Below are 14,478 nucleotides of genomic sequence, written 5' to 3'. Positions count from 1 at the left end.
ATGAACGCGCCCTTGCAAGGCCACGCGGCCAGCAACCTGCACACCGCCGAGCCGCTGCTGGCGGTGGATAACGTCAGCCTTGAATACCGCACCCCCGAGCGCGTGGTGCGGGCCACCCACCAGGTCAGTTTCGAAATCGACCCGGCCGACCGCTACGTGTTGCTTGGCCCTTCGGGCTGCGGCAAGTCCACCTTGCTCAAATCCATCGCCGGGTTTATCAAGCCCTGCGAAGGCCAGATTCGCCTGTTGGGCCAAAAGGTCGAGCAACCGGGCCCGGACCGCATCGTGGTGTTCCAGGAATTCGACCAGTTGCCACCGTGGAAAACCGTCAAGCAGAACGTGATGTTTCCACTGCTGGCATCCAACACCCTCAAGCGTCGCGAAGCCGAAGAGCGCGCGCTGCACTACCTCGATAAAGTGGGCCTCAGTGCCTTTGCCGAGGCGTACCCGCATACGCTCTCCGGCGGCATGAAAGCCCGCGTAGCCATCGCCCGTGCCTTGGCCATGCAGCCGAAAATCCTGCTGATGGACGAACCCTTCGCCGCCCTCGACGCCCTGACCCGGCGCAAGATGCAAGAGGAGTTGCTGCTGCTCTGGGAAGAGGTGCGCTTCACCCTGTTGTTTGTCACGCACTCCATCGAAGAAGCGCTGGTGGTGGGCAATCGCATCCTGCTGCTGTCGCCGCACCCTGGGCGCGTGCGCGCGGAAATCCACAGCCATCAATACAACCTGCACAGCCTTGGCGGTGTGGACTTCCAGGCGTCGGCGCGGCGCATTCATCGCTTGTTGTTCGATGAAACCACGGCTGCCGAACCCGAGTTGGGTTTTGCCGATATCCGCATCGCTTACTAAGGAGGGCGACCCATGCGCCAGGAATACGAAATCACCCTCGAACCCTTGCTCAGCGTCCCGGTGGAACGCGAACTGCCACTGCGCCAGCGCTTGTGGCAACAAGGCTGGCTGCGCAAGGGCCTGATCCTGATCGTGCTGGCGATCCTCTGGGAAGCCGTCGCGCGCTACCAGAACAACGACCTGCTGCTGCCGAGCTTTCTGCAAACCTTCAACGCGCTATACGACGGGCTGCTCAGCGGCGAACTGCTGAGCAAGGTGAGCATCTCGCTGGTGGTATTGCTCAAGGGTTACCTGATCGGCATTGTGCTGGCGTTCGCCCTCACCACCTTGGCCGTGTCGACCCAATTGGGCCGCGACCTGCTCAGTACCCTGACCTCGATGTTCAACCCGCTGCCGGCCATCGCATTGCTGCCGCTGGCGCTGCTGTGGTTCGGCCTGGGCCAGAACAGCCTGATTTTCGTGCTGGTGCATTCGGTGCTGTGGGCGCTGGCGCTCAATACTTACTCGGGGTTTTTAGGCGTGTCCGAAACCCTGCGCATGGCGGGCCGCAACTATGGTCTCAAGGGGATGCGCTTTGTGCTGTTCATCCTGATCCCGGCGGCGCTGCCGTCGATTCTTGCCGGCCTCAAGATCGGCTGGGCGTTTGCCTGGCGCACGCTGATCGCCGCCGAACTGGTGTTCGGCGCCACCAGTGGCAAGGGCGGTTTGGGCTGGTACATCTTCCAGAACCGCAACGAGCTGTACACCGACAAGGTATTTGCCGGGCTGGCGGTGGTGATCCTGATCGGCCTGTTGGTGGAAAACCTGGTGTTTGACACCTTCGAGCGGCTCACCGTAAAGCGTTGGGGCATGCAGCGCTGATACACCTGCTACGATTGCATCCCGTTCACTCCCTTACGCTCACGAGTGCTTGGCATGCAACTACCGGACATGAACCTGCTGGTCGCCCTCGACGCCTTGCTCGACGAGGGCAGTGTGGTCGGCGCCGCGCGGCGGATGAACCTCAGCCCGGCGGCCATGAGCCGCACGCTCACGCGTATTCGCGAAGCGGTGGGCGACCCGATCCTGGTGCGTGCCGGTCGAGGGCTGGTGCCCACGCCCAAGGCCCTGGAGTTGCAAGGCCAGGTACGCACCGTGGTGGAACAGGCGGCGTTACTGTTTCGCTCGTCCGAGCAAGTGGACCTGAGCACCCTGCGCCGCCGCTTCAGCGTGCGCGCCAATGACTTTTTTATCGGCGTGTATGGTGGCCGACTGTTCGACACCATGGAGCGCATGGCCCCCCTGTGCGAGCTGTGTTTCGTGCCCGAAGGCGATACCGATGACGAAGCCCTGCGCGAAGGTCGGCTGGATCTACGCGTGAGCAACACCCTGCCGGCGAGCCCCGAGGTCAAGGTGCAGAACCTGTTCTCCACCACCTTTGTTGGCCTGGCGCGGCAGGATCACCCCTTATTCGACGAAGAAATCACCGCCGCACGTTTCGCCAGCTATTCCCATATCAGCATCTCGCGGCGCGGCCTCGCCCGCGGGCCGATCGACACCGCGCTGAACGCCCAGGGCCTGGAGCGGCGCGTGGCGATGATCGCTCCGGGTTTTCATGGCGCGATGTTCATGCTGCCCGACTCCGACCTGATCCTGCCGGTGCCCAAGGAAGCGCTCTACAGCGCCAATCGCCTGAAGCTGCCGCTGCGTGCCTTCTCGCTGCCGATCTCCTTGCCGACCCTGGTACTCGCCCAGTCCTGGCACCCGCGCTTCGACAAAGACCCGGCTCACAAATGGCTGCGCGAGACGATGCGCGAAAGTTGCCACGCCACCTGGCTGGAAGCCCAACCGACCTGAATTTCAAGCGTACACAGGGCAAATGTAGGAGGGGGCTTGCCCCCGATGGCGGTGTATCAGGCAACCCAGGATTGCGTCTGGCGCACTTATAAGCTGTCGATAAGTAACTTTTTGTCATGCGTATGCCTGAATAAACTGCTCGGGTATTTCCCATTCCGAGTTACCTGTTCATGACGTCCCTCGCTGCCCCCACCCTTGCGGCCGCAGCCAAGCCCGCCACCCTGGCCCCGCCCGTGTTCGGCCCGCGCATCATCATCGGCCTGGTCGGTGTGTTGCTGGCGGTGCTGGTATCGGGCCTCAACGAGATGGTCACCAAGGTGGCCCTCGCCGACATTCGTGGTGCGCTGTACATCGGCTTTGACGAAGGCACCTGGCTGGTCGCGGCCTATACCGCCACGTCGGTCGCGGCCATGGCGTTTGCGCCCTGGTGTTCGGTGACGTTTTCCCTGCGCCGCTTCACCCTGTACGCCATTGGCCTGTTCACCGTGCTGGGCATCCTGTGCCCGTTCGCGCCGAACTACGAAAGCCTGTTGCTGCTGCGCACCGTGCAAGGCTTGGCCGGTGGTGCGTTGCCGCCGATGTTGATGACCGTAGCCCTGCGTTTCCTGCCGGCCAACGTCAAGCTGTACGGCCTGGCCGGCTACGCACTTACCGCCACCTTCGGCCCGAGCCTCGGCACCCCGTTGGCGGCGCTGTGGACCGAATACGTCGGCTGGCAATGGGCGTTCTGGCAGATCGTCGCGCCGTGTCTGCTAGCGATGGCCGCCGTGGCCTACGGCTTGCCGCAAGACCCGCTGCGCCTGGAGCGCTTCAAGCAGTTCAACTGGCGCGGCCTGCTGCTGGGTTTCCCGGCGATCTGCATGCTGGTGATCGGCCTGCTGCAAGGCAATCGGCTGGACTGGTTCGAATCCGGCCTGATCACCTTTTTGCTCACTGGCGGCAGCGTGCTGCTGGTGTTGTTCATGCTCAATGAGTGGTCGCACCCGATACCGTTCTTCAAGTTGCAGATGCTCGGCCTGCGCAACCTGTCGTTTGCGTTGATCGTGCTGGCGGGCGTGCTGATGGTGCTGACCTCGGTGATCATCATCCCGTCGAGTTTCCTTGCGCAGGTCCAGGGCTACCGGCCGCTGCAGACCGCACCGGTGATGCTGCTGATGGCGCTGCCGCAGTTGATCGCGCTGCCGCTGGTGGCGGCGCTGTGCAACCTGCGCTGGGTCGATTGCCGCTGGGTGCTGGGCATCGGCCTGGGCATGCTGGTGCTGTGCTGCGTCGGCAGTGCGCACCTGACCTCGGCGTGGGTTCGCAACGACTTTTACGGCCTGTACCTGCTGCAAATCTTCGGGCAACCCATGGCCGTGCTGCCGCTGTTGATGCTCTCCACCGGCAGCATCCAACCCTCCGATGGGCCATTCGCCTCGGCCTGGTTCAATACCGTCAAAGGCCTGGCTGCCGTGATCGCCACCGGCGTGCTGGATACGCTGACCACCCAGCGCCTGCACTTCCATTCGACCCTGCTGGTGGACCGCCTGGGCAATTCGCCTCTGGCCGACGGCGACGCGGTGGGCCTGGCCCATCGGCTGCACGAACAGGCCGTGGTGCTCACCTCTTCCGATCTCTATTACGTCATGGGCGGTGTCGCCGTGGTGCTGATCCTGCTGATTTTCTGGATGCCCACGCGGATCTTTCCGCCTCGCGCACCGACCTAGCCCCAAGGACCTCTCATGAAACGCAAAGATAAAATTGCCGTCTGCGTCATCGCAGTATTTACCGTCGGTGTGCTGGTTTACCTGGCTGCGCCGGGCTTGCTGGGCAACCCGCGCCAGAGCACCAACGATGCCTTCGTCGCCGCCGACTTCACCCTGGTCGCCCCGCGCGTGGCCGGGTTTATCAAGCAAGTGCTGGTAGAAGACAACCAGCAGGTCAAGGCCGGGCAACTGCTGGCGCTGATCGACGACCGTGATTTTCGCGCCGCAGCCCAGGCCGCCGATGCCGACACGCTGGTCGCCCACGCCCAACTGAAAAATGCCACCGCCACCCTGGAGCGCCAAAGCTCGGTCATCGCCCAGGCGCAAGCCACCGTCGCCGCCGACCGCGCCGAAGTGGCCTTCGCCGAACATGAACTGAACCGCTACAACCACCTCGCCGGGGTGGGCGCGGGCACGGTGCAGAATGCGCAGCAAGCCAAGACCCGTATCGACCAGGCCACCGCACGCCTGGCCAAGTCCACGGCGGTGCTGGCGGCCGAGCGCAAACAGGTAGAAATCCTCACCGCCCAGCGCGACGCGGCCGACGGTGGGCTCAAGCGTGCCCAGGCCGCACTGGAAATGGCCAGCTATCAGCTGTCCTACACGCGCATTGTCGCGCCGGTGGACGGCATGGTTGGCGAACGTGCGGTGCGCGTGGGCGCCTACGTCACGCCCGGCAGCAAGCTCCTTGCCGTGGTGCCGTTGGCCGAGGCCTACGTGGTGGCCAACTTCCAGGAAACCCAGCTTTCCCATATGCACGCCGGGCAAGCCGTGCAGGTGCGTGTCGACAGCCTTGACGGCGAGTTGCTCAACGGTCACCTGGAAAGTCTGGCCCCCGCGACCGGCGTAACGTTCGCCGCCGTCAAGCCCGACAACGCCACGGGTAATTTCACCAAGGTGGTGCAGCGTATTCCGGTGAAAATCGTGCTGGAGCCCAACCAACCGCTGACCGAGCGCCTGCGCGTGGGCATGTCGGTGGAGGCCAGCGTCGATACCCAACCGGTTGCACGTCAGCGTGAGGTGGCCCAGCAATGAAACGAGTTGCCTGGCTCACCTTAAGCCTGATCAGCCTGAACGCCTGCACCGTCGGGCCGGACTTTCAACGCCCGCAAACCCCACAGGTCACGCAATGGAGCGAGCCCCAGGGTCGCCGGGCCGACAGCCGCGCCGTCAGCGACCCGTTGCAGGAGCGCTGGTGGGATGTGTTCCACGATGAACAACTCTCGGCCCTCACACGCCGTGCCCTTACCGACAACCTCGACCTGAAACTGGCCGGCAGTCGCCTGGCGCAAAGCCGTGCCGTGCGCCAGGTGACCACCGCCGAGCGTTACCCCAACGTCGATGCCACAGGCGCTTACCAGCGCAAACGCAACAGCGGCAAAGGCTTGAGCGACCCCTCCGGTGAAAACGGCCACGCCGCCTTCAACCAATGGGACATGGGCTTCTCGGCCGCCTGGGAGCTGGACTTCTGGGGCCGTGTAAAACGCGAAACCGAAGCCGCCAACGCCACCCTGCAAGTCGCCGAAAATGACCGCCGCGCCGTGCTGTTATCGGTGCTGGCCGAAACCGCCCAGGACTACATCCAACTGCGCGGCGTGCAGAACACCCGCGCCGTTACCGAGCAAAACCTTGACGTCGCGCGCCACAGCCTCAAGCTCTCGCAACTGCGCCTGGCCGACGGCGTGGCAACGGATCTGGACGTGGCCGAAGCCGCCGCCCAAGTCGCAGCCATTGAAGCGCGCCTGCCGGACCTGCAGCAGCGCCAGGATCAATTGATCAACGCCCTGAGCCTGCTGATGGGCGAGCCGCCACAAGCGCTGCACGCGCAACTGTCCAAAGACGCCGCCGTGCCGCAAGCCCAGCGCCAGGTCGCCATCGGCCTGCCGTCGCAGCTTGCCGAACGCCGCCCGGATATCCGCCAGGCCGAAGCCCGCCTGCACGCGGCGACCGCCAGCATCGGCGTGGCCAAGGGCGATTTCTACCCGCGCATCACCCTGTCCGGCAACCTGGGTTCGCAGGCGATGCAATTGTCCGATTTCGGCTCGTGGGGCTCGCGCGCGTTCGCCATCGGCCCGCAAGTGAGCCTGCCGCTGTTCAACGGCGGGCGCCTGCAAGGCATGGTGCATCTGCGCCAAGCCCAGCAACAGGAAGCGGCCCTGGCCTACCAACACACGGTGCTGCGCGCCTGGCATGAGATCGACGACCAACTGACCCGCTACAACGCCAGCCAACTGCGCCGCGACAGCCTGGCCGAAGCCGTGCGCCAGAACCAGATCGCCCTGACCACCGCACAACACCAGTACGTCGAAGGCGTGGCGGATTTCGTCAATGTGCTCACCGTGCAAAGCGCGTTGCTGGCGACGCAGGAACAGTGGGTGGAGAGTTCTACCGGCGTGTCGTTGGCGATGGTGGGGTTGTATAAAGCACTGGGAGGCGGCTGGGAGTCGGTGTATCCGCTGGCGGTTGCTCAACGCTGAAATTGGATTGGCTGATGTAGGACCGTTCTTGATTCTTGCTGCTATAAGCTTTGATGAGCCGTGATCGTTAAGCTTTCAGGCCAACTTATTACCTGTGAGCTTTGCCGAATGTCGGTCATCGAAAATCCCTACGCGCCCCCGCAAGCTGATCTAGGCACCCCATCCTCTGCCTGCCAAACCACATTCTTCGTGGTTGCGCCGCGCAAACTGGTGCTGATGGTGTTGTTGTCTCAGGGTATGTATTCGTTCTATTGGCTCTACAAGCACTGGGCCTGTTATCGGCAGGCAACCGGCGCGAAGGTGTTGCCGCTTGTGCGAGCGCTCTTCTCGGTTTTTTTCTTCTATTCGTTGGTGATGAAAATCAGCCAGAAGCTGGCGCTCGACGGCGTGTCCTATCGATGGTGGCCGAGGAGCCTGGCTCTGGGGCTGATCATCTGTGCGTTCCTGCCTTATACCTATATCTGGTTCGTCACCTCCTTGACGACATTGAAGTTGAGCATTTGCCTTATGATTCTGCAGGTCTCCCTGGCCGCTCAGGTGCAGGGTGCGGTGAACCAGGTCGAGGGCGACCCCAACGGCAAGGCCAACATACGACTGACCTGGGCGAACGGTATCTGGATCATGATCGGACTAGGCCTCTGGAGTCTGGGCTTTATGTCTGCGTTTCTAGAACAAGGGCTGTCCTGATTGAGCCGGGGCGCAGCGTTGCTTCTACGACCGCAATAGCATGAAGGTGACGTCGTCTTCGGTTGAGCAACCTGCAAGGGTTTGCTCCGTGATGGCCTTGAGCTGGTCTGTAGCTGAAAGTTCTGCCCAAAATCCATCCGTTGCCAAAACCCATGTCGTATTCGCAACTGTTTGTATTGATCTGACGACTGGCTCATGAGGCCTGCGGTAACTCATGCAATTGAGGAGCGTCTTGCGGGCAGGGCTGTCCGCGATGACTGCGTGGCTCAGGTCTCCTTTCCAGTTGGGGCCGCAGTGCGGTGAACTTAGCCAGTACAAGCGCTGATCTTTGCCCAGATATCCAAAGCAACAGTCACCTGCATGAATGGATACGGTCGTTTGATCAATCACCAGCAGCGCAAGGTAGCTGGCGGAGGCGCGTGGAAAGTCTGGGCAAAAGTTCGAGTGCACTTCGCCAAGTGAGCTGAGGACGAGTTCCAGTGCCTTATCAGAGCATGACGTAACTGATGGCTCTGCGCGGGAAAAAGACTTAAGCAGATGGTGAGTCAAGGCCCGCGCCAAGTCGCCGCTACCCGGTCTGGAGGTTCCATCGGCGATTACATGCAGGTACGCCTCCCTGCTTTGAATCGAACCGATGACATCGCGGTTTTCTGTTCTATCAGTTCCTTGCTGACTTAGGCTCAAATGGAGGATCAATCAGACACTCCCCATTCAATTAGTGTCTTCAGGCGCTCGTGTATCAGTATCTCCCGATCAGCGTCTTGAGCGGTGCTTTGGATGACGTCCTGAAACGCGGACTGTCTCAGCAATGCGGTGAATTGATCGCTCACGAAGCGTCGCAGCTCAAAAGGTGCTTGCTTTACTTCGTCGATAAGCTCTTCCCTCCCGTCCAGCAAGGCGATGATGTCTTCGATGTCATTGGACATCAGTACGTCGCCATGACCTCGACCTTGATAAGCCTGAAGTTTTGCAGCGAGGAACCACGGCGCTGCAAAGACTTTGATAGATGTTCCGTTGGGGAGTGTGTAGTCGACGGCGTTTTCCAGTCCGCCGACAAACCAGGTATTGGAAAAGCCCAAGACCTTTTCATCGGTCGGCATGAAATCGACTTTCAAGGCGCCGAGCCGTAAACGACAGGTGACGGAGTCCTGGCCAGTATTTTTGAAGCCTCGGGGCTTCAGGTTTTCTTCCAGCCGATACCAGTCAGGGGTGCCGGTCAGGTGAATGACCAAGTCCACATCATCCGTGCCGCGAATTGATTCAAGTGTGTATTCGTCGGTGATGAGCAAAACAGTCGTGCATCCGCCGACAAAGGCCACTTGCTCCCGCAACTCTTCGCCAAGCGCCTGGGCGACCTCTTCGAGCATTTGCAGCATCATTGTTCGGTTGGATGTCACAGGATCCACTCCCTAAGCATGGCGTCGGCCACCTTGGTTTCGCGTGGCCCGCCAATGCGAATGGCGTCCACAAGGGCTAGGAAGTGATAGAGCAGCTCGTCTTTCTTGACCGCTCCAGGTACGGTTTTAAATAAGGGCAGAACCTCCTGTCCTTTGCTCTTCCCGTAAGCGTCAGGCCAGACTGGCATGAGATCGCCACCGCTCATGATCTTTCCGGCCATTATCGGTGCCGCAAAAGCTGTAGGGATGCCTCGGACAATAGGGCCAGGTTTGGCTGGAAACACGTAACGGATCGCATATTTTACGAAATCCAAGAGGGCCCCGTTTCTGACCATTGGCTTTCCACTCGGTAAATCGGTGTAAACGAGCCCGATTTCCCGACAGCGATTCATCGAGTTGGACACTTCGCTTTTGCTCAATGCGAGAGAAGCCGAAAGTGCCCTGACGGAGTAGCTTTCGATGTTGGGCGCACTGTCTGAGTCCTCAATATCCTCCCACCCCTCCCACCCTTCGGCAGCGGAAAGTTTTATTTTCTCGACATTTCCTGTAAGGCGAAGATCAAGAAAGTGGTCAAGGTAAGCTTTTGGCTCCGTTGGCGCGAGAAGCATGGCTTCGTCATGGTCGCGTATTACCGTGAATTCGCGTTTTTTGAGACGCTCGCCCTTGGCCTGAAGGTCCAAGCTGATTAGTTTGAAGAGAAGTACGATGTCTTGACTTTTCATCTGCAACTGGATCCTGGTGTCCACTGTCCATGGACCGTGGACGATTTCTTGCATATTTTAATGAAGATGTCAAGAACCTCAAGGATTCTGCAAAAACACCACATACCCCCTAAACCACTCACTCCCCTTCAAATACCCCGGCTCCTGCCATTCCCCGCCCTGAATCAAACCGATCTTGAACGGCAGCCCCAGCCGGTTCACCCGCGGCAGATACGCTGCGTAGTCCGGGATGCTGTGGCGCCCTTGATACGTCTGCACCACCACTTCATCCACCACACCCTTGAGCTGGGCAATGGCGGCGGGGTCGGCGTTGCTGCTCCAGTCCATCAGGCCGGTGATGCTCAGGCGCAGCTCAAAGGGCAGGCGTTGGCGCAGGTCGCGCAGGAAGTCGGCGTAGTCGTGCAGGTATTGGGTGCGGGCGTCGAAGTCGATCTGGATGCCGACCACCGGGTTGCCCGCGTCGCGCCAGCGTTGTACCTGGCCGAGCAGTTGGGTGTAGACCGCTTCCGGCCAGTGCAGGGTATGGGCGCGGTACACCACCCAGACTTCGCCTTCGGTGAGGCGCGGCACGCTGATGCCCTGGGCGATCATCCGCACGCCACGTTGCGGTGCGCGGCGGGTGGAGTTGATCTGGCCCTGGAGGATGTACAGGGTCTTGGCCTGTTTGAGTACCGGCTGGGGCGTGACGCCGCTCCACAACCAGAAAGCGTCGTAGTCACGGGCATCGACGGCGGCGAAGGCCGGGCTTGCCAGCAACAGCAAGCCTAGCCACAGGTGTTTCACCAGTAGTACTGCAGCGACTTGCCCCACTCGGTGTCGGCGAAGCCGGTCTTGAGCTGGCGGAACCAGGCCTTGCGCACGGCGGGCTCGACGTCCTTGCCACCGCAGCTGTTGTAGCCTGCCGGTGCGTAGCAGTTGATGGCGCGGAACAGTGCATAGGCCTTGTCGTTCTTCGGCGCCTTGGCGTCGCCGATCACCTGTTTGTAACCGTCGAGGCGCGAGAAGGTTTCGCCCTGGAACTGTGACGCGGTGCTGCCCAGGCTGCCGGCGGCGCGAGCCTGTTCCAACGGCATGCCGTCCAGGCTGTTGCGCAGGATGAATTCGCCCAGGCAGTTAAGGCCCTGAGGGTTCTTCGCATCGTTTTGCAACGTGGCGGCGGTTTGCGCGATGGTGGGGCAGGCATAGCCGGATTCGGCTTTGTCGCCGTTCCACTGGAACAACGTCAAGGCCTGGCCGCTGCTGTAGACGTAGCCCAGGCTGGTGCCCAGTTTGTCTTCAGAGACCTGGGCCGGCAGGTGTTTGAAATCGTCGGCGAAGGTGGCGAACTGGCTGTGCAGCAGGTCTTTGTAGAGCAGCACGAACTGCGCGGTCTGGCGCTCCAGCGGGTCGCCGGCCTGGGCGATCTGCTGGCGCAGCAGTTCAGGCCCGGCGATGTTGCGCAGCAGGATGTAACGCACTTGCTTGGCGCTGATCGGCGAGTCGCTGGCGAAGACCTTGGCCACCTGGCCGCTGCGCTCGTAGTTCATGGCCAGGGCCAGTTCCAGCTGATCGCGTTGCAGGGGCAGCTTGGCCAGGGGCAACAGCTGCAGCCACAGAGCTTCGGCGTTTTTCCAGTCGTTTTTGGCCTCCATCGCCAAGGCGCGCAGGGTTTGTTGGCTGAAGGCGAAATAGTCCAGGCTCGACGGCACCTCCTGGGGCAGGTGTTTCAAGGCGTTGTCCGGTTGATGCTCGACGTACAGGGCGAAGGCGGCCTGCAGGTACTCGAACACCTCGGGCCTGTCGGCAAACGTGGCTTTTTGCGCGTCGAGGTCTTCGCGGGTCAGGCGCGGTGGGGTGCTGGCGCGCATCGAGCGCAGGTCGGTCACCACTTGCATCATCGGGTCCTTGATGCTGCCGCCCCAGACCATCAGCAACTTGAGGTCGGCTTCTTCCACCAGTGCGTCCAGCGACACGTTGCGCTGGGCGTCGGTGGCTTCGGTCATTTGCCAGGCGAAGTCTTCGGAGAGCTTGTCGAAATCGTCCGCCAGCCAATGCACGCGGCGCAGCAGGCCACGGGCAGACATTGCATAGTCGCCCTGTGGATAAGTTTCCAGGTAGCCCATGAAGCCTTTTTCGGCAGCGCTCAGGGCGGGCTTATCCACATGCTCGAGTTGCGGCATGTCGTATTGGTCGAACGCTTCGGCCTGCGCCTGGTTCAGCAAGGTACGCGCGCTCATGTACTGCGCGGTTTCCTTCAACCAGGACAACTCGCTGCCGCTGGCGGCGGCAAAACCGCGCTCGGCCTCGCTGAAACGTCCGCTGTAAAAGTCGGCCGCGGCTTGCAGGTAGGTCCGCAGCATGCGGCCATTGGACGACTCGATAGGCTCGGCGACCACTGGGCCGTCCCAGGTGCAGGTGACCAGCAGTTGCAGGCGCGCCTTTGCCAGCAACTGGCGCTCTGCGGTGGGCATGTCTGCCTTCACCACCTGGCGGATGAAGGCGGTGGCGCTGTCATCGTCGTTACTGCGGCAGCGGCTGCCTTCGCCATCAAGGTAGGCCTGACCAGCGGTTGTGTACTCCGTGCGCTTGATGCCCAGGGGGGTCAGCAGGGTATCGAGTTCTGCGGTTGAGGAGTCGTCGGCGCCGTCCGAGTCGGGTTCGGTCTCTCCGTTGGCGGCGCGGTTGAGGCGATACACCGGAAACGGCACCGGGCCAAAACCCTGGGACAGGTCATCGTCGTTCAAAGCGTCGGGGGCCAGTGGCGCGACTTGTTTGTCGGCCAGCAACAGGCGCAGGTTCACCCGGCTGTCGTTGCCTGGACTGAGGAACGGCTGGTTGCTGCAGGTATCGAGGCGGTCGCGCGAAACCCGCCAGTCGGGGTAGCAGGTATCGTCGGAACTGGCCTGGGCCGGTAATGAGATAGCGGCCAGCAATGCCAGTGCCAGGGGTGACAGAAAACCGATGCGCATGACGTGTCCTTGATCCTGAGTCCATGGAGGGCGGCAATCATAGCCTGAACTGATGAGTGCTTCGGTGAAGGCCTACACAAATTGGCGATTTGTCTGATTAGTGAGGCGATACAGACGCGTTTGTCCTAGAGTGGCGGTTGGTTGTGCATGCGCAGTGTTTGCCAACACAGGGGCGGTAATAGCGGAGTTGGTATGCGTCGGTCGGTGTTACGGCAACACGAAAAAACAAGCGCATTGGCCTCGTTCGCTCAGCAAATGTGCAGCTGGCAGGGCGTAGCCGTGCTCGGTCGTTTGTGGTGGGTGCCCATCCTGGCGCTGGCCATGGCCCTGCGTCTTTACCACCTCACGTCAGCGGCGATCTGGGGCGACGAAGGTTCAAGCCTGCTGCTTAGCGAGTACGCGTTGGACGACCTGTGGTTTCACGCGGCCCATGACGTGCATCCGCCGCTGTACTTCTTCATGTTGCGCAGTTGGATCGAATGCTTTGGTGACAGCATCTGGTCGATACGCAGCATGAGTGCGCTCCCTGGTGTGGTGGTGGTGGGCTTGGGCGCCTGGCTCGCGCGGCAGCTGTCCACCCGACGCGCCGCCGTGTTGGCGGGTGTCATGCTGGCGCTGTTGCCGACGGCGGTGCGCTACAGCCAGGAAGTGCGCATGTATTCGCTGCTCGGCGTCTGGTTGCTGGGCGCCACGCTGGCGCTGGTGTACTGGGCGCGCCAGCCCGAGCGCACACGGTATCTGGCGGCGTATGTACTGCTGATGAGCGCCGGGTTTTATACCCACTACTTCACGGCGTTGTGTGTGCTGGTGCATTGGGCGTACATAGGGCTGTTGAGTACGTCGCGCGCGCCTGGCCTGCGTTTGATCGCGCGCCCGGCGTGGTGGGTGGCCAACGGGGTGATTGTGTTGCTGTACCTGCCATGGTTGCCGAACCTGCTGGACCTGGTGCAACACGTCGAACAGCTCAAAGTGGGCGGGGATATTGGCTGGGAAGAACCGGTCAACCTGTTGTCCCTGCCATCGATGATCTGGCAGTTCGTCTTACAGGACGAAGGGGTGGGCTTCTGGCCGCCGCTGTTCTGGGGTTTTGCGCTGTTGCTGGTCGCTGTAGTCTTTTTTGCTGGCTGGCGTGACCGCGAGCGTTTGCGCCCTGCCAGCCTGCTGGCGCTGTTTTTCCTGCTGCCGTTGTTGCTGGTGTACGCGGTATCGTTTATTTCGCCGGTGTTTATCGAACGCTATCTCACGGTGTACGCCTTGGCGCTGCCGATCCTCCTGGCGCTGGTCATCGACCGTGCTTCATGGCTGGGGGCGGCTTTGTTTGTGTTGTTTGTCGGCGTTGAACTGGTGGGGTTGAAGAACAACTTCGCGGTGGACGAACACGATCAATTCAACGTGCCGGTGGAGTTCGTCAATCGCAACTACCAAGAAGATGACCGCATCGTGCTCAGCGACATGATGTGGTACCTCAGCTACGTGTATTACGACCAGACCGATGCGCAACTGCAGCTCTACACCCCACCCAAACCTGACGGCACGCCCACCCGGCCGAACGCTTACGGCTTCGGCACCCTGGTCGACCAGGATGGTGGGCGCATCTACCTCGACCGCCTTTCTGCATTGCCCGTCGACACCCGCCGCGTATGGTTGATCAGCAGCAACGAAGCGCCTGACGATTTCGCGCCCTTGCCCCAGGGCTGGCGCGAACTCAGCCGCCAGGACGGCGGCGGTGCCAGGGCGCGGTTGTTTGTGTTGTGCAACGCACCGGCGCCGCAGCCCGAAGGCTGCCGCTAGACTCTCTTGAACGTCCTCACGAG

At 61.5% G+C, this 14,478-nt stretch carries 13 protein-coding genes; 8 read left to right on the top strand and 5 right to left on the bottom strand.

The features are described 5' to 3' along the window. From AB4N98_RS11900 to AB4N98_RS11870, 7 genes are all read left to right on the top strand, one after another. Complete coding sequence (locus AB4N98_RS11900) at positions 1 to 852, top strand: ABC transporter ATP-binding protein (protein ID WP_017528417.1); 852 nt, start codon at positions 1 to 3, stop codon at positions 850 to 852. 12 nt (positions 853 to 864) lie between these two features. Further along, positions 865 to 1,713 (top strand): ABC transporter permease, encoded by an 849-nt coding sequence (locus tag AB4N98_RS11895; RefSeq protein ID WP_017528416.1) that lies wholly within the window; start codon positions 865 to 867, stop codon positions 1,711 to 1,713. A gap of 54 nt (positions 1,714 to 1,767) precedes the next feature. Beyond that, positions 1,768 to 2,688: a LysR family transcriptional regulator gene (locus tag AB4N98_RS11890; protein WP_017528415.1), complete on the top strand. Its 921-nt coding sequence runs from the start codon at positions 1,768 to 1,770 to the stop codon at positions 2,686 to 2,688. A gap of 170 nt (positions 2,689 to 2,858) precedes the next feature. Next, on the top strand, positions 2,859 to 4,394 hold the full coding sequence (locus tag AB4N98_RS11885) for an MFS transporter (protein ID WP_017528414.1): 1,536 nt from the start codon (positions 2,859 to 2,861) through the stop codon (positions 4,392 to 4,394). Between the two features lie 15 nt (positions 4,395 to 4,409). After that, on the top strand, positions 4,410 to 5,468 hold the full coding sequence (locus tag AB4N98_RS11880; protein ID WP_017528413.1) for an HlyD family secretion protein: 1,059 nt from the start codon (positions 4,410 to 4,412) through the stop codon (positions 5,466 to 5,468). Further along, positions 5,465 to 6,910: an efflux transporter outer membrane subunit gene (locus AB4N98_RS11875; protein WP_065876864.1), complete on the top strand. Its 1,446-nt coding sequence runs from the start codon at positions 5,465 to 5,467 to the stop codon at positions 6,908 to 6,910. The genes AB4N98_RS11880 and AB4N98_RS11875 overlap by 4 nt, the downstream gene beginning before the upstream one ends. 108 nt (positions 6,911 to 7,018) lie before the next feature. After that, positions 7,019 to 7,597: a hypothetical protein gene (locus tag AB4N98_RS11870; RefSeq protein ID WP_460149461.1), complete on the top strand. Its 579-nt coding sequence runs from the start codon at positions 7,019 to 7,021 to the stop codon at positions 7,595 to 7,597. A 24-nt stretch (positions 7,598 to 7,621) separates the two neighbouring features. On the opposite strand, the gene AB4N98_RS11865 is transcribed toward AB4N98_RS11870, so the two are convergent. The 5 genes from AB4N98_RS11865 to AB4N98_RS11845 all read right to left on the bottom strand — a co-directional run bounded on the left by AB4N98_RS11865 (position 7,622) and on the right by AB4N98_RS11845 (position 12,664). Next, entirely contained in the window at positions 7,622 to 8,293 is a 672-nt protein-coding gene (locus AB4N98_RS11865) for a protein phosphatase 2C domain-containing protein (RefSeq protein WP_083221585.1), read from the bottom strand. Continuing rightward, positions 8,290 to 8,973, bottom strand: coding sequence for a hypothetical protein (locus AB4N98_RS11860; RefSeq protein WP_083221586.1), 684 nt, complete (start codon positions 8,971 to 8,973; stop codon positions 8,290 to 8,292). The genes AB4N98_RS11865 and AB4N98_RS11860 overlap by 4 nt, the downstream gene beginning before the upstream one ends. Before the next feature lie 17 nt (positions 8,974 to 8,990). Beyond that, entirely contained in the window at positions 8,991 to 9,716 is a 726-nt protein-coding gene (locus AB4N98_RS11855) for a hypothetical protein (RefSeq protein ID WP_068936943.1), read from the bottom strand. A gap of 78 nt (positions 9,717 to 9,794) precedes the next feature. Then, a complete protein-coding gene (locus AB4N98_RS11850; protein ID WP_068936862.1) occupies positions 9,795 to 10,499 on the bottom strand; it encodes a DUF3142 domain-containing protein in 705 nt (234 codons plus the stop codon). Beyond that, positions 10,496 to 12,664 (bottom strand): hypothetical protein, encoded by a 2,169-nt coding sequence (locus tag AB4N98_RS11845; protein ID WP_017528406.1) that lies wholly within the window; start codon positions 12,662 to 12,664, stop codon positions 10,496 to 10,498. The genes AB4N98_RS11850 and AB4N98_RS11845 overlap by 4 nt, the downstream gene beginning before the upstream one ends. Before the next feature lie 192 nt (positions 12,665 to 12,856). On the opposite strand from AB4N98_RS11845, the gene AB4N98_RS11840 reads away from it, so the two are divergent. Further along, positions 12,857 to 14,455 (top strand): glycosyltransferase family 39 protein, encoded by a 1,599-nt coding sequence (locus tag AB4N98_RS11840; RefSeq protein WP_068936864.1) that lies wholly within the window; start codon positions 12,857 to 12,859, stop codon positions 14,453 to 14,455. Positions 14,456 to 14,478: the final 23 nt, after the last annotated feature.

Source organism: Pseudomonas sp. S3_E10, assembly GCF_054667615.1.
Note: the sequence above shows the minus strand (reverse complement) of the source record. Positions and strands in the feature narration are given on the sequence as shown.